The following is a 17,768-nucleotide window of genomic DNA, read 5'->3' as shown; positions in this document are numbered from 1 at the left end:
TTTGTAATAGTAACACATGGTAAAAACAGTGTCAATAATTATTTCCTGAAATGAGGTATGAAACAATGATGAAACGTAATATAAAACAACAGTTGAACGCGAAGCTTACGGAAATGAATATGAATCTTGCCAATAACTATAAAGATCTGGCTCATGATGCTTTAAAGGAACTGGATCGGATGGTAGAGGATTTTAAAGCATCCGGTGATCTGAAAGAAAAAGATTATCAGAAGATGCGCCGGATGGTAGACGATTATAAGAGAAAGTTGGCTGATTACCATCATTAAGATGGCGTCAGCTCATTTTCATAATCTCTTTTTTCAATTTCTTTATTATCTTTTTCTCTAATCTTGAGATATAGGACTGGCTGATCCCTAAAAGATCGGCCACCTCTTTCTGGGTACGTTCTATCCCATTGATAGTATTAATCCCATAGCGCAGTTCTATAATAGTCCGTTCCCTTTCCGACAGATGTGAGACGGCGGTCTCCAATAAAGAATGATCCATCTCGGTTTCCATATTTCGATAGACGGTATCCTCATCCGTGCCGAGAATATCGGATAACAGTAATTCGTTGCCATCCCAGTCAACATTTAGCGGTTCGTCGATGGATATCTCCATACGAAGCTTGCTGTTTCTGCGCAGATACATAAGGATTTCATTTTCGATACATCTGGAGGCGTATGTTGCCAGTTTAATATTTTTATCACATTTAAAGGTATTGATAGCTTTGATCAGACCAATCGTACCGATCGAGATCAGATCTTCCACACCGATTCCGGTGTTGTCAAATTTCTTTGCAATATAAACTACAAGACGGAGATTTCGTTCAATCAGTATTTTTTTGATTTCTTGATCGTCGCCGTTTCCAAGACCTGCAACCATTGCACTTTCTTCATAAGGTTCAAGAGGAGCCGGCAGTACATCACAGCCGCCTATGTAATGGACATCCTTTCGGGATACAGGTAATAAAGTCATAATATTTGAAACTACTGAAAATTTAAAATCGTTATTTGCTAATGTATTTATCATTTTTTCTTACCTTTCTCAAATATGCTGAATTTAATAATATGCATTTGGACATATGACTGATTTGTAAGGTATGCCTGCTAAGCCCGATCAATGGTCGGTTTCGAATCAGCCGATTGTTAATAAAGAAGAAATCACAGTCGAAAGCAAGCATTAGGTCCGATTCAGAACTGATTGTCCGGTATGGAACCAGATGGATGCCTTCCGGCATTGATAAAGCTGATTTTCGATCGAAAGACTGGGTGCCGTTTGTGTAGTCATATACAATGTAATGGTATTGTCTGGGCAAAAGATCATACATGATCTCAGGGGATGCAATGACGACGTGTTTTCCTGTTGAAATGTCTTTTAAGGTATTTCCGGTATCCATAAAGCCATTTGCCTGTATTGTCTGATGTTTTCTGCCTATAAATAAATTAAAAAAATAGTTCATATGATTTACTTTCTTTTATTTTGCAAATGCAATTATATATACATACAGGGAAATATTTCGTCGTATTAGGGAATTTGAAAACAAGGAATCCCGACTGTATATGACAAATGTGGATAAATATAGGATGAAATACCTGTTTTTTAGACTGAAAATCTTATTTTTGTGTATAAATCTGTTGATAATGTGGAAAAGTTCTAACTTTATTTATATTTTTCGATGTTTTCAAACAATTAACAACATTTTACAAAATGATTTGAATATTCTAAATTGCTGTAAAAAAACATATGATTAACAGATAAAGATTATACCTGAAAACAGGGTGGAAGTTGAAAATGGAAAATAATATTGATACGCAATTGGAGCTTGCGATATCGACAAGAAATACATACAACGAGAGCGAGGCAGAGCTGTATATCGGATACAGTTCCGAGAAGAGTACATGGCAGCTTTTGATTCGATATAATGATGATATATCTGATCTGGTGGAACGGTATCGGATGCAGATATATTATCTGTTGGCAGGCTATGCAATTATTGAGATTTCAGAAGCGTATTTGAATGCATTTGCAGCAGATCCCAGAATTATCTATATAGATAAACCGAAAAGTGTGGAACAGCAGGTGTCTTATGCTCAGTATGCATCCTGTCTGTCCGGAACTTTCATCAATAATTACGGCCTGGATGGTGACGGAACAATCTTTGCGATTATTGATTCGGGAATTGATTATAGACATAATGAATTTGTCAGGGATGGAAAAAGCAGAATTTTATCTTTTTGGGATCAGCAGGCGGTATATCAGGATACATATGCAAATACTTATAAGCTGGGACGTATTTATACAAATGAAGAATTGAATTCAATACTGGATGGAAGTTATGCAGGAATTCTTCCATCTGAGGATCGTTCCGGGCACGGAACACAGGTTGCGGCTATTGCGGCCGGTACGAATATTGGCGTTGCTCCTCAGACAGAGCTTTTGGTTGTAAAGATTGGAAGCGATACCGCATCTAAGCTCCCAACTACACTTGGTCTTATCCTTGGAATTGACTATGCAATCCGGACGGGAATCGAAATGAATCGACCGATATCGATAAATCTCAGTTATGGAAATAATTACGGCTCCCATAAAGGTGATTCGCTGCTTGAAAATTATATCAACGATGTGTCCAGATTTGCTATCTGCTCAATATCGACGGGAACAGGAAATGATGCGATCAACCGAAGGCATCAGCGTGTAATTCTCGGAAATACTTCATATCGTATGATTGATCTGCTTGTAAGCGACTATGTAGCTTCATTTAATCTTCAGTTATGGAAAAATTATAATGACCGCTTTGATATTGTAATCATTGCGCCAAACGGAGACATCATACTGACCTTAAGTGAGTCGCAAAACATCGGAACAGGATCCTATCGAAACACTTTTGTAAAAGGAATCTATGGAACGCCAAATCCGTATAACCGTAATCAGGAAATATTTGTATCATTTCAGGGACAGAAAAATTATATAGATAAAGGGCAGTGGAAGGTCTTGATTCACCCGAAGCAAATTGTTAGTGGGGTGATAGATGCCTATCTGCCGATTCGGGCAAGTCTTACAGGAAATGTGGAATTCCTGAATCCAACAGAATTTGGGACACTTACGATTCCCGCTACTGCCGAAGGGTTGATTACGGTAGCGGCTTATGATCAGAATGTGGATGATTTTGCATATTTTTCAGGAAGAGGTTATACGGCAAATGACAGGATCAAACCGGATCTTGCTGCACCCGGTGTGGATATTTACACTGCATATCCGGGAAATGATTATTCCTTTGCATCGGGAACATCTATGGCTGTTCCGTTTGTATCCGGATCTGCATGCTTGCTGATGCAGTGGGGAATTGTAAACGGAAACGATCCGTTTCTGTATGGAGAAAAGCTGAAGGCTTCGTTGATCCGCGGAGCAAAAAGGATAAAATCAGCGAGAGAGTATCCAAACATATATATCGGTTGGGGAACTTTATGTGTAGAAAATTCTATCCGTTAGAAATGTGAGCCGTAAGGAACACATAAAAAGAGCCAGTCACTAGAAAAGCTAGTGATTGGCTCCGCTTAATACATGATCTTTAATTGCTTTAAAGCTTTCTTTGCTGATTACATGCTCGATCTTGCAGGCATCGGCAGATGCAATATCGGGATCAACACCAAGTTGTATAAGCCAGGCAGAGAGAAGCTCATGCCGTTCATATATCATCTCAGCAATTTCTTTTCCTGAATCGGTGAGTGAAATAAATCCTGCATCACTCATCGTTATGTAGTTGTTCTCACGAAGATTCTTCATAGCAACACTGATGCTTGATTTCTTATAACCAAGTTCATTTGAGATATCAACCGAACGGACAACAGGCAGCTTCTTGCTTAATACCAATATTGTTTCCAGATAGTTTTCAACTGATTCATTCGTTGTTAACATAGCTTTACCCCATTAAAAAATTATTTACAGAACATTATATCACAAACCGGAATAAGGTTCAAATGAAAGAAAGATAAAACTAATGGCATCCGTGACAATTGTTACAGTTTCCTCCGCACTGAACAGATTTTCCGGATTTTTTATCTTTTACCATTGAACGGATCGCAAGTACGCACACAAGTATAATAATAGCAGCAACAATAATAGTACCTATATATTTCTCCATAATAATCCAACCTTTCAATTTTATAATCGTAATTAGTTTAAACTAACCATATGAAAATGTCAAGCATAATAAATAAATTTGCATTTTAAGAATATAACTTTGTTATATACAACTAAGATACGTTACAAGCTTCTAAATGATGTTATATTTTTCTAAAAAATGTTATTGACTTCTAATGAGGGTTAGTATATACTAACGATGAAATTTGAAACAGCATATTGCTTAATGATAAATTTATACGATTATGAAAGAAGATGGAATATGATGCCTTTAACTTTTATGAATATTGGAGAAACAAAGACCATTACCAAAGTTGGTGGAAAAAATGAAACAAGACAGTTTCTTGAGAAGCTTGGCTTTGTCGTAGGTGGAGAAGTAACAGTTGTTTCAGAGATAAACGGTAATATGATCGTAAATGTAAAAGATTCCAGAGTTGCCATCGGAAAAGATATGGCAGCCAAAATTATGGTATAAGGATGCCGAAAAAACAGAAATATAAGTATTTGCACATTGGTAGCTGCCGGTGCAATTGTTTATATACACAAATGTATAAGAAGAAAAGCCGTCACAGAATCCGGTCTGAATATGTGGAGACTTTCTTATATGTATAAAGAAAAAAGAAGGAGCGAAATGGTATGAAGACATTAAGAGAGGTTGCCGTCGGTCAGACAGTTAAGGTAACAAAACTTGTTGGCGAAGGGCCTGTAAAGAGACGTATCATGGATATGGGAATCACGAAAGGTGTAGAAATCTATGTCAGAAAAGTTGCGCCGCTTGGTGATCCGGTTGAAGTAACAGTACGCGGTTATGAGCTTTCTTTAAGAAAAGCAGATGCCGAAATGATCGTTGTTGAATAAATGTGTGGATCGTACCGATCCTACATACAACGAAGCAGATGATTTACTTATTTGATGAATCATAGAAAATGACAGACAAAAAGGAAGGAGCATAAAAATGTCAGTTAAAATAGCGTTGGCAGGTAATCCAAACAGTGGAAAGACAACATTATTTAACGCACTTACAGGTTCAAACCAGTATGTAGGTAACTGGCCTGGTGTTACAGTAGAGAAAAAAGAAGGAAAATTAAAGGGTCACAAAGATATTATCATCACTGACCTTCCCGGTATTTATTCACTTTCTCCATATACATTAGAGGAAGTTGTTGCCAGAAATTATCTGATCAAGGAATATCCGGATGCGATCATCAATATTATTGATGGTACGAACATCGAAAGAAACCTGTACTTATCAACACAGTTGATCGAGCTGGGAATCCCGGTTATCATGGCAGTTAACATGATGGATCTTGTAAAGAAGAATGGTGACAAGATCGATATCAAGAACCTGAGCAATGCACTTGGATGCGAGGTTGTAGAGATCTCGGCATTGAAGGGTACAGGAATTGATGAAGTAAAAGAAAAAGCAGTTGCGGCAGCACAGAAGAAAGTACAGAATAAGCGTGTACATAGCTTCGATCAGGCTGTTGAAGATGCAATCGACAGCGTAAGTGCAAAGCTTACAGTCGAAGAAAGAAAGAAGAGATTCTTTGCGATCAAGCTTCTTGAAAAAGACACAAAGATTGCAGAGCAGATGGACAGTGTGCCGGATTGTAAAGATGAGATCAAAGCACTGGAAGATAAATTCGATGATGATACAGAGAGTATTATTACCAGTGAGAGATATGCATATATCTCATCTATCATTGGAAAATGTGTAAAGAAGAATACAAAGGGTGAAAAGCTTACAACCTCAGATAAGATTGATAAGATCGTTACCAACCGTATCCTTGCACTTCCGATTTTCATTATTGTAATGTGGCTGGTTTATTATATTGCAATGTCAACAGTCGGTGCATGGTGCACGGACTGGACAAATGATAATCTGTTCGGTGACGGTTTCCATTTATTCGGTATCGGAACCAAAGATTATGAAGAAGCATCCGGCGATTACGATGCAGCTACAAATGCACTTGATGCATATGGCGTACTTGTAACAGATGATGAAGATGCTATAGATGTTGACGCAACAAAGGCAGCTATCGAAGCAAATACAAATACAGAAGCAAGTGTTAAGTATCAGATGGAAGATGAAGAAACTCTTGATACTTACGATATCGATGTATATTATTCAGAAGTACCTGCCGGTGCAAAAAAAGATAAGACAAATGCTATGTCTTATTTAGATGCAGTAGAATACTTCAACAAGACAGAAATGGCAGAGATCGATCCTGCTGATTATGGTGTGTTCGTTCCGTCTATTCCTGATCTTGCGGAAAGAGGTCTTGATAAGATCGGATGTGCTGACTGGTTAAAGGGACTGATCCTTGACGGTATTATCGCCGGTGTTGGTGCTGTACTTGGTTTCGTACCTCAGATGCTTGTATTGTTCATCTTACTTGCAATTCTTGAGTACTGTGGCTACATGGCACGTATCGCATTCATCATGGACCGTATCTTCAGAAAATTCGGTCTTTCAGGAAAGTCATTCATTCCTATTCTTGTAGGTGTAGGTTGTGGTGTTCCTGGTATCATGGCATCCCGTACGATTGAAAATGAAAAAGACCGTCGTATGACAGTTATGACTACAACGTTTATTCCTTGTGGTGCCAAGGTTCCGTTTATTGCAATGATCGCAGGTGCGATCTTCGGTGGATCTTCACTGGTTGCTACAAGTGCTTACTTTATCGGTATTGCAGCAATTATCTGCTCCGGTATTATCTTAAAGAAGACAAAGATGTTCGCAGGAGATCCGGCTCCATTCGTTATGGAGTTACCTCCTTACCATATCCCGACAATCGGTTCTGTATTAAGAAGTATGTGGGAGCGTGGCTGGTCATTCATTAAGAAGGCCGGTACCATCATCCTCCTTTCAACAATCCTTGTATGGTTCACAACATACTTCGGTGTTCTGGATGGCAAATTCCAGATGCTTTCAGAGGATCAGATCGACCACAGTATCTTAGCTAAGATCGGTGGAGCAATCTGCTGGATCTTCAAGCCACAGGGCTGGGGCGACTGGCAGGCAACTGTTGCATCTATTACAGGCCTTGTTGCTAAGGAAAATATCGTTGGTACTATGGGTATCCTTTACGGTGGTGGAGAAGGCACGGTATACAGTGAGCTTGCAAAAGCATTCACAACAGCAAGTGGTTTCTCATTCCTCGTATTCAACTTACTCTGTGCTCCATGTTTCGCAGCAATGGGTGCTATTAAGAGAGAGATGAACAGTGCAAAATGGTTCTGGTTCGCAATCGGATATCAGTGTGGTTTCGCATACCTTGTATCCCTTGTTGTTTACAGAATCGCAGGTCTCTTCACAGGTGCATGTTCATTTGGTATCGGCACTGTTGTAGCGATCCTGATCATCGTTGCTTTCTTCTTCCTGTTATTCCGTCCGGATCCAAACAAGAAGGTTAAGACAAGCAAAGAATTCTTAAATGCATAATTATAAAGGCTAACATATAATACACATACAATACGATGCGCGCTTCCCTTTGTGGCAGCGCGCATTTCGTGTATCGGTTATTATTCAGAAATCAGATTTATATAAATTCCTGTCTGTCGGCCGGCGTTCATCGAATTGACAGACAAGATGACAAATGTAGATATTTATTAAAACTCCGTGAAATGAGTTGACAAATAAATGTATGATAGAGGAAAATGAATGTATACTATAATACAAGAACACCTGCTTGTCAGAAATGTTTTTTGAAAGTACAGATGTAAGATGATTGAGATGCCTATATAATTAACGAATGACGAATTGGAGGTTTTTACTATGGCAGTTATACATTTAAATGAAAAAGAATATGAAGATCAGGTTTTAAAGGCAAAGGGACTTACGCTGGTTGATTTCTGGGCGACCTGGTGCGGACCATGCAGAATGGTTGCACCGATCGTTGAAGAATTGGCTGACGAATTTCCGGAGGTAAAGGTATGCAAGGTGGATGTAGATGAGAATCAGGAACTTGCACTTGCAAACAAGGTTGTATCAATTCCGACATTTTTATTATATAAAGATGGAGAAGTTATAAAGAAAATCGTGGGAGCAGTTCCAAAATCCGAGCTGATTCAGGCAATCCGCCAGTTTCAGTAGATAAGAATGCAGTCCAAAACGCTTGCAAAAGAAAGCATATTATTATAAGATGAAAGACAGCGACCAGATAAATGGGTACATGAATTGACTAATTTACTAAACGGAGGTTTACAAATGAAAATGTTATCATTATCAGAGGAACTTAAGGGTAATTCTTATCCCGGCAGAGGAATTGTGATCGGACGTTCGGAAGACGGAACAAAGGCAGTTACCGCATACTTTATCATGGGTAGAAGTGTGAATTCCAGAAATCGTGTATTTGTTACAGAGGGCGAAGGAATCCGTACAGAAGCATTTGATCCATCCAAGCTTGAAGATCCGAGTCTTATCATTTACGCACCGGTTCGGGTTCTTGGTAACCGAACGATCGTAACAAATGGTGACCAGACCGATACGATCTATGATGGAATGGATAAAGAGCTTACATTTGAACAGTCACTCAGATGCCGCGAGTTTGAACCGGATGGTCCAAACTATACACCGAGAATTTCCGGAGTTATGCATATCGAAGGCGGACAGTATGACTATGCAATGTCTATCTTAAAGAGCAATAACGGAGATCCGTCGGCATGCAACCGATATACATTTTCATATGAGAATCCCGCAAACGGAGAAGGACATTTTATTCATACATATATGCATGATGACAATCCACTTCCAAGCTTTGAGGGAGAACCGAAGTTAGTTGGTATATCAGGTGATATCGATGCATTTGCAAATATGGTATGGGAAAGCCTGAATGAAGACAATAAGGTATCCCTGTTTGTCAGATATATCGATATCGCAACAGGAAAGTATGAGACAAGAATCATCAATAAGAACAAGTAATTATCACGAATCGGGAGGAAATACAGAATGAACGAAATTCAATTAAAATACGGATGCAATCCAAATCAGAAGCCATCAAGAATCTATATGGAGGATGGAAGTGATCTTCCGGTTACCGTATTAAATGGTAAGCCGGGCTACATAAATTTTCTGGATGCATTTAACGGCTGGCAGCTTGTAAAAGAATTAAAGGCAGCAACCGGACTTCCGGCAGCTACATCTTTCAAGCATGTATCACCGGCAGGTGCTGCAGTAGGACTTCCTCTTACAGATACACTTGCAAAGATCTACTGGGTAGATGATCTGGGCGAACTGTCACCACTTGCATGCGCATATGCAAGAGCCAGAGGTGCAGACCGTATGTCATCCTTTGGTGATTTCATTGCATTGTCAGATGTTTGCGATGCGGATACAGCCCGTCTCATTAAGCGTGAAGTATCAGATGGTGTAATTGCTCCCGGGTATACAGACGAAGCTATGGAGCTTCTGATGCAGAAGAAGAAAGGTAATTATAATATTATCCGGATCGATGAGAATTATGTTCCTGCTGAGATTGAACGCAAGCAGGTATTTGGAATTACATTCGAACAGGGAAGAAATGAACTGAATATTGATAAGGATCTTTTATCCAATATTGTAACAGAGAATAAAAATATACCGGAAGAAGCTCTTATCGATATGAAGATTGCACTGATCACATTAAAATATACACAGTCTAATTCCGTGTGCTATGTAAAGGGCGGTCAGGCAATCGGTATCGGTGCCGGCCAGCAGTCCAGAATCCACTGTACAAGACTTGCCGGTCAGAAGGCTGATAACTGGTGGCTGCGTCAGTCTCCACAGGTTATGGGGCTTCAGTTTGTTGATGGTCTTGGACGTGCAGACAGAGATAATGCGATCGATGTATATATGGGTGATGAATATGAGGATGTTCTCCGTGACGGTGAATGGCAGAAGCGTTTTAAGGTAAAACCGGAAGTATTTACAGCAGAAGAAAAGAAAGCATGGCTTGCCGGAAATCAGAATGTTACACTTGGTTCTGATGCATTCTTCCCATTCTCAGATAACATTGAACGTGCGAAGAAGAGTGGTGTTGCATACATTGCTCAGCCGGGTGGATCTGTAAGAGATGATCTTGTGATCGAAGCATGTGATAAATATGGAATGGTAATGGTATTTACAGGTATCCGTTTATTCCATCACTAATCAGGAGCGGCAGATATGGCAAAAAGAAACAGAAGACGACGCAGAAAGAAAAGATCCAACATTGATTTTGGAAAAGTATTTATATTTTTGCTTGCATGTGCGATCATTATTTTTGCTGCTGTTGTGATTCTTTCAAAATTAATATCACATAAAGATCGGTATTTTGATGAAGGACTTACATATTATCAGAATTCGGAATATGACAAAGCTCTTGATAAATTCACAGAAGCTCTTTCGGAAAAACAGATTTTTTCTCAAAACAAGGATAAGAATACCAGACTTTATATTGCAGATATCTATATGAAAACTGCAGATTATAAAAAAGCGGTAGATGAATACGATACGATCCTTCAGAAGACATCAGCGGATAAGAAGGATGTGAAGAAGATGCAGGAAATTGCTCAGGCGTTATCGGATTTCTCAGATTCGAATTATGCCGGAGCACTTCCGGTTCTGGAACAGTATGTTAAAGATTATCCGGAATTATATCTTTATATCGGAACCTGTTATGCTTCCATGAATGATTCTGAGCATATGTTTGAAAATTATGAGAAGTATATAAAAAAATATGGATATAATTCTTATCTGTATGCACAATATGCGGCATATTATATCAGTATCGGCGAACTGGATAACGCATATGGCTATATCAATAATGGTCTGGCCAGTGATAACACATTCCAAAAGGAACTCCGTTTACAGGAGATCACATATTATGAGAAGATACAGGATTATGATAAAGCATATGAGCTTGCAAAAGAATTATATAATTTGTATCCCGATTATCAGGCGGGTGCAGATGAATATAATTTCCTTTATACCAGAGTATCCCATGATGATGAATAGGTAGAATTGGCAGGAGGCATTTTATTCATGGAAATACAATTATGGAAGGAGATTCTATCTCCGTATGAGCAGGCAGTAGATGAACTGCTTCTGAAATTTAAGCATATCATAAAAGATTACCGCAGTCAGGGAATGTATTCTCCGATTGAGAATGTGACCGGACGTGTGAAAAGAATTTCAAGTATTTTGGATAAGATGCAGAAGAAACATATTCCGATGGATCATATCGTGGAAGAAATGGATGATATCGCGGGAATCCGTATTATGTGCCAGTTTGAAGAGGATATCTACAAAGTTGTAGAGATCATAAGAAATCGCAAGGATATGTCAATCCGGGAAGAGAAAGACTATATTACAAATGTAAAGGCAAGCGGATACAGAAGTTATCATATTATACTGAATTATGATGTTTATACGATCAAGGGACTGCAGACAATCCAGGCAGAGATCCAGATACGTACAATGGCAATGGATTTCTGGGCGACGATCGAACATTCTCTTCAGTATAAATATCGTCACAATATGCCGGAGCATATCCGGGAAAAACTGTTAAATGCAGCAAATGCAACCGTTGCACTGGATAAAGAGATGTCATCTGTCCGTGGCGAGATTATGGATGCACAGAATTCATTTAATTATAAGGCATCTGTAGTAGCAGATATACTGACTAATATACAAAATCTGTATTATGTCGGTAATCAGCGAGAGGTTGTAAAGATACAGAATGAATTTTATGATATTTACCAGAAGGATGATCTGGAAAAGCTGGAGGATTTTTCCAAACAGCTTGATATTATCGCAGAAGGATACAAAGCACAGGGGTTATAGATTATGAACTTACCGGAGTCATTTACAAACAGGATAAAGACACAATTAGGAGACGAATATGAAGCATATATGAATTGTCTGGATCAGGGCATGCATCATGGACTTCGTGTGAATACAAATAAAATCAGTGTGGAAGATTTCTTAAAGATCTCTCCATTTGAATTAAAGCCTGTACCATGGACAACAAATGGTTTTTATTATGATGATAAAGCATGTACACCATCCAAACATCCATATTATTATGCAGGGCTTTATTATATTCAGGAACCGAGTGCGATGGCACCGGCGAGTATTCTTCCTGTTGAAGACGGGGATGTGGTTCTTGATATCTGTGCAGCACCGGGAGGTAAATCAACCGAGCTTGCAGCAAAACTTCATGGAACCGGGTTCCTGATCTCAAATGATATCAGTAATTCCAGAGCCAAGGCATTGCTAAAGAATCTGGAATTATTTGGAATCGGTAATATGTGTGTGGTAAGTGAAGCTCCGAATAAGCTGAGCACAAAATTCTATCAGACCTTTGATAAAATTTTGATTGATGCGCCTTGCTCCGGTGAAGGAATGTTCCGTAAATCCCAGTCAATGGTAACAGCGTGGGAGAACAATGGCGTTGAGTTATTTGCCGGTTTACAGCGAGGAATTTTAAATGAAGTTGTAAAAATGTTAAAGCCGGGCGGAACCATGCTGTATTCGACCTGTACGTTTTCTCCGGAAGAAAATGAACAGTCAATCGAATATCTTTTATCACTGGATGATACATTAGAATTAATCGAAGTTCCGAAGTATCCGGGCTTTTGCAATGGAAATCCGGCATGGGGAAAGACCGAAAATGCAGAGCTTGAGAAATGTGCAAGATTATGGCCGCATCATATCGAAGGGGAAGGCCATTTCGTTGCACTTATCCATAAAAAAGAGGCAGAGCAGACACAGGTGTTTCAGTCATGGATACACAGAGGCTGTAAGCCGGATAAAAATGCAGAAGAATTTTTTACACATATTTCGGCTGATGCAGGAATTAAGTCTGCATATATTGAGGAAAATAACGGAAGACTGTATTACATGGCAGAATGTATGCCGGATGTATCTGGGCTTCGGATGTTAAGACAGGGCTTGTTCCTTGGCGAGATCAAGAAGAACCGGTTTGAACCGAGTCAGTCACTTGCCATGTATCTGCGGCAGGGACAGTTTGATAATGAAGTAAATCTGATTTCTTCAGATGACCGTGTTTTTAGATATCTGAAAGGCGAGACGATTGAAGCATCGGATCAGAAAATTAAAAATGGATATGTGCTTGTTCTGGTGGACGGATATCCGCTTGGATGGGCAAAAAATACAAACGGAACGTTAAAAAATAAGTATTTATCTGGATGGAGGATGATGTCATGAGTAAAATAGCAGTCGTTACCGGAGCTTCTTCCGGACTGGGCAGAGAGTTTGTTGTTCAGATCAGTGAAAAATATAAGACGATAGATGAAATATGGGTGATTGCCAGACGTACAGAACGCTTGTATGCCTTAGAAAGAGAGATTGAAGGCAAGAAGGTTATTGTTCTTCCGCTGGATGTAACAAAGCAGGATGATCTTGAATCCTATAAGAAGATGCTTGCAAAGGAGCATCCATGGGTGCGTGTTCTGGTAAACGCAGCCGGTTATGGCATTATGGGACATGTAGAGGATGTTGTATGCGAGGAACTTACAGGAATGATCGATGTTAACTGTAAGGCTTTAGTTGCCATGACGAAGATTACTCTGCCATATATGAAAGAACAGAGCAATATCATTAATATTGCATCATCTGCGGCATATCTGCCACAGCCATCCTTCGCTGTATATGCAGCAACAAAATCAATGGTAAGAAGCTTTTCCAAGGCATTAAATAAAGAATTGGAGGACAGAGGCATTACAGTGACAGCAGTATGTCCTGGACCGGTTAATACTGAGTTTTTTGATGTAGCCGAGAAATATTCCCAAACAAAGGCATTTAAAAGATTGTTCCGTGTAGAAGCAAAAAATGTAGTAAAACGTGCCTTATTTGATGCATATTATCTGAAGACAGAATCTACCTACAGCATAACGATGAAAGCGTTCAAGGTCGTAACAAAGCTGCTGCCGAATGACTGGATCGTTTCCATGATCAAATAGAGACAGATATCCGGTTAATACAAAGATTTACCGGGGATTTGAAGAACATTATAATAAAAACAGAACAGGACAAAAACAATGGAAAAAGGACAGTATGGATATATAAAAAAACATAAGAAAAAAATCATAACCAGTATTATTATACTTGGTGTTATGATCCTTACAGGAGTAATTCTTTCGCTTGTCATGTTTAAAACAACAAAAACCTTGATCATCATACTTCCGATATTGATCAGCCTGCCATTTGCCAAACAGATCGTAGCACTTATCATGTGCTCCAAATTCAAGCCTTTAACAGAGGAAGAACACAAGAAAATAGAAAAAGGGATCCATTATGAGAACCGGGACGGCATCCTGTATGATATCTCAATCAGTCGATACGAGGGAATGATGTTTTTCCCTGCCGTGATCGTACGGGATGGCAGAATGTTGTTCTTGTATCAGGAAGCATTTGATAAGAAGATTCCTGATGTGGAATTCCTGAAAAAAGAAATTGCACGTTCCTTTGAAATGATAAAGAAACCGTATATCATTATTACAGCGTTAACCGTAGATGAATTTATAAAAAAGGCAGAGACGATCAAAGAACCGGATGAAGATTACGTAGTAAAGGATCAGTCTATGCGTGAAAAAATATTTGAACTTGGTGTATAGGAGCCGGACATGAAAGAGATCATTATATCGCAGAATGAAGCAGGACAGCGTGTAAATAAATTTCTTTTGAAATATCTGAATAAGGCACCGTCAAGCTTTGTTTATAAGATGATGCGAAAGAAAAACATCAAATTGAACAATAAGAAAATTGAAGGAAACGAATACATCTATATCGGAGATACGATCCAGATCTATATGTCCGATGAAACGATCGCCAATTTCCGAGAAAATGTCAGCGGGACAGACAGCACTTCCTCTAAAAAGAAGATTCCGGTCGAGATCATCTATTCGGATGAAAATATTCTGATCGCAGATAAGCCGGCCGGCGTTTTGTCACAGAAAGCATCAAAAGATGACTACTCCTTTAATGAAGCATTGATCGACTATCTGCTCGACAGTGGTCATATCACAACTGAAGAATTAAGAACATATCGTCCGTCTGTATGCAACCGTTTAGACCGCAATACATCCGGACTCATTCTTTGTGGGGTGAGTCTTACCGGAAGTCAGGAATTATCCAGAATTATAAGAGAACATCTATTACATAAATATTATTATACACTTGTACGGGGACGCCTGACGCAGAAGCTTGACAGTACCTGTTATCTACAGAAGGATAATGCAAAAAACAAAGTTCGGATATCGGATCGCCCATGGGAACATGGCAAGAGTGAAGAAATCCATTCAATCTTTTATCCGGTTAAAAAAAATGATGATTATACGTTGGTAAAGGTTGAGCTTATCACAGGTAAGTCTCATCAGATCCGTGCGCAATTAAAGCATCTGGGATACCCGGTAGTCGGTGATACAAAGTATGGCATACCTGAAGTGAACCGGTATTTTTCAGATTCTTATCATGTAAAGCATCAGCTTCTTCATTGCGGAAACATTATATTTAAAGAAACAGACGGTCCGCTTTCTTATCTGGGCGGGAAAGAGTATTCGGCATTTCTTCCGGAACCGTTTCGGACGATCGAAAAAGATTTATTTGGGTAATTTGGATAATAACTTTAGTAAGATCAGAATCAGATAAAAGATAAAGAGGCAGAATCGGATGGCAACTTGGAATTCCAGAGGACTTCGTGGTTCCTCACTTGAGGAACTGATTAATTATACAAATGAATATTATCGGGAAAAGAAGCTGGCAGTTGTCCAGAAGATCCCGACTCCGATCAAACCGATCCGTATGGATAAAGACAGCAGCCAGATCACACTGGCGTATTTTGAAAAAGATTCTACGGTCGATTACATCGGTGTCGTACAGGGCATTCCGATATGCTTCGATGCGAAGGAATGTGCGGTTGATACGTTTTCCTTACAGAATATACATGAGCATCAGTATCATTTTATGAAAGAGTATGAGGAACAGCAGGGAGTCAGCTTCCTGATCATATTTTTTACGCATAGAAACAAATATTACTATTTACGTTTTTCGGAATTAAAGACTTATATGGATCGCGTGAATGAGGGACATGCAAAAAATTTCAAATATGAAGAACTGAATCCGGATTTCTTTATTCATGCAAAAAACGGTGCATTGGTTCATTATCTTGAGCTTCTCGATAAAGATTTGCAGTTAAGAGCATAAGGGTTCAGGAAAAAATCTTGACAAATATCGACTGCTCCCCTATAATGAGCACGTTGTTAAAATAACTAATTACCATGTTATCACTTCAATGCAGTAAAGTGATACGTGGATACAAGGAGGAAAAAAGATGCAGGACAAACTGTTGCAGACTCCGGATGGAGTAAGAGACACTTATGATGTAGAATGTAAAAAGAAAAGAAAGATTATTGAAAAACTGCATCATACTCTGGAGTTATACAGCTATCATGATATAGAGACACCTACATTTGAATATTTTGATATATTTAACCGTGATAAGGGATCTGCACCGTCAAATGAAATGTACAAATTCTTTGATCGTGATAATAATACACTGGTATTACGCCCCGATATCACACCGAGTATTGCAAGATGTGTAGCAAAATATTATAAGGACGAACAGTTACCGATCCGTCTGTGTTATACGGGTAATACTTATTCAAACCCGAGAAAATTACAGGGTAAATTAAAGGAAGTAACACAGATCGGTGCCGAGCTTATAAATGATGATTCATCTGCGGCAGATGCAGAGATCATAGCAACCGTTGTTGATTCTTTTAAGGCACTTGGAATCGATGAGTTCCAGATCGAGATCGGACAGATCGATTACTTTAAGGGAATCGTCGCAGAAGCCGGAATTACAGAAGCTGAGGAGCTTCAGATCAAAGAATATATCAATATCAAGAACTTCTTTGGTTTGGAGGAATATTTAAAGAAGCTGGATATGAGCCCTGTTTTAAAGAAAGCCTTTCTTGCGTTTGACTCTTTATTCGGTGGAGAATCCATGTTAGAGGAAGCAGAGAAGCTGGTTACGAATCCGGTATCACTTGCAGCCGTTCACAGATTACAGAGAATCCATAAAGCGTTATGCTGTTATGGATATGACAAATATATCGGCTTTGATCTCAGTATGTTAAATGGTTATAACTATTATACCGGCGTGATCTTCCGCGGATACACCTACGGAACCGGAGATGCAGTTGTAAAAGGTGGACGATATAATAACCTGTTAAAGCAGTTCGGCAAAGATGCACCGTCTATTGGTTTTGCATTTACCGTAGAAGAACTGATCATGGCACTGTCCAGACAGAATATCGAGGTTTCGGTTGAATATTCGAATACGATCATTCTCTATGATATCGAGAATCAGGAGCCTGCGATCAGCCTTGGTAAGTCTATGCGCCAGAATGATAAGAAGATTGAATTGATACGCAAATCTGTCAGAAAGTCAGTGGACGATTATCTGGAATATGCAAAAAGAGAGCATTTCTCCGGACTGTTTTATTTTGAAAACAGTGATACGGTCAAGGTATTTGATCTTGTGTCCGGTGATGAGAACGAGGTGGCAATCGCATCCCTGAAATAAGCGGACAAAAGCAGAAAGAAATTCAAAATTAGAATTTGATCGATGGATAGATTG

At 39.1% G+C, this 17,768-nt stretch carries 19 protein-coding genes; 16 read left to right on the top strand and 3 right to left on the bottom strand.

The window, feature by feature from the left end; translation table 11 throughout:
* Positions 1–65: 65 nt before the first annotated feature.
* Positions 66–287, top strand: coding sequence for a hypothetical protein (locus GT641_RS02265; RefSeq protein WP_243104444.1), 222 nt, complete (start codon positions 66–68; stop codon positions 285–287).
* A gap of 7 nt (positions 288–294) precedes the next feature.
* Here the strand turns inward: GT641_RS02265 and sigE are convergent, their stop codons facing one another.
* Positions 295–1,032 (bottom strand): RNA polymerase sporulation sigma factor SigE, encoded by a 738-nt coding sequence (sigE, locus tag GT641_RS02260; protein WP_008400784.1) that lies wholly within the window; start codon positions 1,030–1,032, stop codon positions 295–297.
* A 762-nt stretch (positions 1,033–1,794) separates the two neighbouring features.
* Here sigE and GT641_RS02250 point away from each other — a divergent pair.
* A complete protein-coding gene (locus tag GT641_RS02250; protein ID WP_008400786.1) occupies positions 1,795–3,492 on the top strand; it encodes a S8 family peptidase in 1,698 nt (565 codons plus the stop codon).
* Between the two features lie 48 nt (positions 3,493–3,540).
* Here the strand turns inward: GT641_RS02250 and GT641_RS02245 are convergent, their stop codons facing one another.
* Positions 3,541–3,918: a metal-dependent transcriptional regulator gene (locus GT641_RS02245; RefSeq protein ID WP_008400787.1), complete on the bottom strand. Its 378-nt coding sequence runs from the start codon at positions 3,916–3,918 to the stop codon at positions 3,541–3,543.
* Between the two features lie 79 nt (positions 3,919–3,997).
* Complete coding sequence (locus tag GT641_RS02240) at positions 3,998–4,144, bottom strand: FeoB-associated Cys-rich membrane protein (RefSeq protein ID WP_008400788.1); 147 nt, start codon at positions 4,142–4,144, stop codon at positions 3,998–4,000.
* Between the two features lie 261 nt (positions 4,145–4,405).
* Here GT641_RS02240 and GT641_RS02235 point away from each other — a divergent pair, with 261 nt between their 5' ends.
* From GT641_RS02235 to hisZ, 14 genes are all read left to right on the top strand, one after another.
* Complete coding sequence (locus GT641_RS02235) at positions 4,406–4,618, top strand: FeoA family protein (RefSeq protein ID WP_117807586.1); 213 nt, start codon at positions 4,406–4,408, stop codon at positions 4,616–4,618.
* 161 nt (positions 4,619–4,779) lie between these two features.
* Complete coding sequence (locus tag GT641_RS02230) at positions 4,780–5,001, top strand: ferrous iron transport protein A (protein WP_008400791.1); 222 nt, start codon at positions 4,780–4,782, stop codon at positions 4,999–5,001.
* Positions 5,002–5,098: 97 nt separating this feature from the next.
* A complete protein-coding gene (locus GT641_RS02225) occupies positions 5,099–7,588 on the top strand; it encodes a ferrous iron transporter B (protein WP_161116727.1) in 2,490 nt (829 codons plus the stop codon).
* 333 nt (positions 7,589–7,921) lie between these two features.
* Complete coding sequence (gene trxA, locus GT641_RS02220; protein WP_008400794.1) at positions 7,922–8,239, top strand: thioredoxin; 318 nt, start codon at positions 7,922–7,924, stop codon at positions 8,237–8,239.
* Positions 8,240–8,353: 114 nt separating this feature from the next.
* Positions 8,354–9,067 (top strand): IMP cyclohydrolase, encoded by a 714-nt coding sequence (locus GT641_RS02215; RefSeq protein WP_161116726.1) that lies wholly within the window; start codon positions 8,354–8,356, stop codon positions 9,065–9,067.
* Between the two features lie 27 nt (positions 9,068–9,094).
* The gene (locus GT641_RS02210; protein WP_008400796.1) at positions 9,095–10,273 is read left to right on the top strand and encodes a phosphoribosylaminoimidazolecarboxamide formyltransferase; all 1,179 of its coding nucleotides are present in this window, start codon (positions 9,095–9,097) and stop codon (positions 10,271–10,273) included.
* 15 nt (positions 10,274–10,288) lie between these two features.
* Complete coding sequence (locus tag GT641_RS02205; RefSeq protein WP_161116725.1) at positions 10,289–11,119, top strand: hypothetical protein; 831 nt, start codon at positions 10,289–10,291, stop codon at positions 11,117–11,119.
* Between the two features lie 27 nt (positions 11,120–11,146).
* Positions 11,147–11,947 carry a GTP pyrophosphokinase family protein gene (locus GT641_RS02200; RefSeq protein ID WP_008400800.1) on the top strand — a complete coding sequence of 267 codons (801 nt, stop codon included), beginning with the start codon at positions 11,147–11,149 and terminating at the stop codon, positions 11,945–11,947.
* A gap of 3 nt (positions 11,948–11,950) precedes the next feature.
* Entirely contained in the window at positions 11,951–13,333 is a 1,383-nt protein-coding gene (locus GT641_RS02195; RefSeq protein WP_161116724.1) for an RsmB/NOP family class I SAM-dependent RNA methyltransferase, read from the top strand.
* Positions 13,330–14,088, top strand: a complete 759-nt coding sequence (locus GT641_RS02190) for an SDR family NAD(P)-dependent oxidoreductase (RefSeq protein WP_243143670.1) — start codon at positions 13,330–13,332, stop codon at positions 14,086–14,088. The genes GT641_RS02195 and GT641_RS02190 overlap by 4 nt, the downstream gene beginning before the upstream one ends.
* Before the next feature lie 78 nt (positions 14,089–14,166).
* Entirely contained in the window at positions 14,167–14,742 is a 576-nt protein-coding gene (locus GT641_RS02185; protein ID WP_161116722.1) for a hypothetical protein, read from the top strand.
* A gap of 9 nt (positions 14,743–14,751) precedes the next feature.
* Positions 14,752–15,738 (top strand): RluA family pseudouridine synthase, encoded by a 987-nt coding sequence (locus GT641_RS02180; RefSeq protein WP_161116721.1) that lies wholly within the window; start codon positions 14,752–14,754, stop codon positions 15,736–15,738.
* Positions 15,739–15,796: 58 nt separating this feature from the next.
* On the top strand, positions 15,797–16,330 hold the full coding sequence (locus GT641_RS02175) for a Holliday junction resolvase RecU (RefSeq protein ID WP_008400805.1): 534 nt from the start codon (positions 15,797–15,799) through the stop codon (positions 16,328–16,330).
* A gap of 127 nt (positions 16,331–16,457) precedes the next feature.
* Positions 16,458–17,714 (top strand): ATP phosphoribosyltransferase regulatory subunit, encoded by a 1,257-nt coding sequence (hisZ, locus tag GT641_RS02170; RefSeq protein ID WP_044944955.1) that lies wholly within the window; start codon positions 16,458–16,460, stop codon positions 17,712–17,714.
* The last annotated feature ends 54 nt before the right edge of the window (positions 17,715–17,768 follow it).

The organism is Clostridium sp. BIOML-A1 (assembly GCF_009874105.1).
Classification (GTDB): domain Bacteria; phylum Bacillota; class Clostridia; order Lachnospirales; family Lachnospiraceae; genus Coprococcus.
Note: the sequence above shows the minus strand (reverse complement) of the source record. Positions and strands in the feature narration are given on the sequence as shown.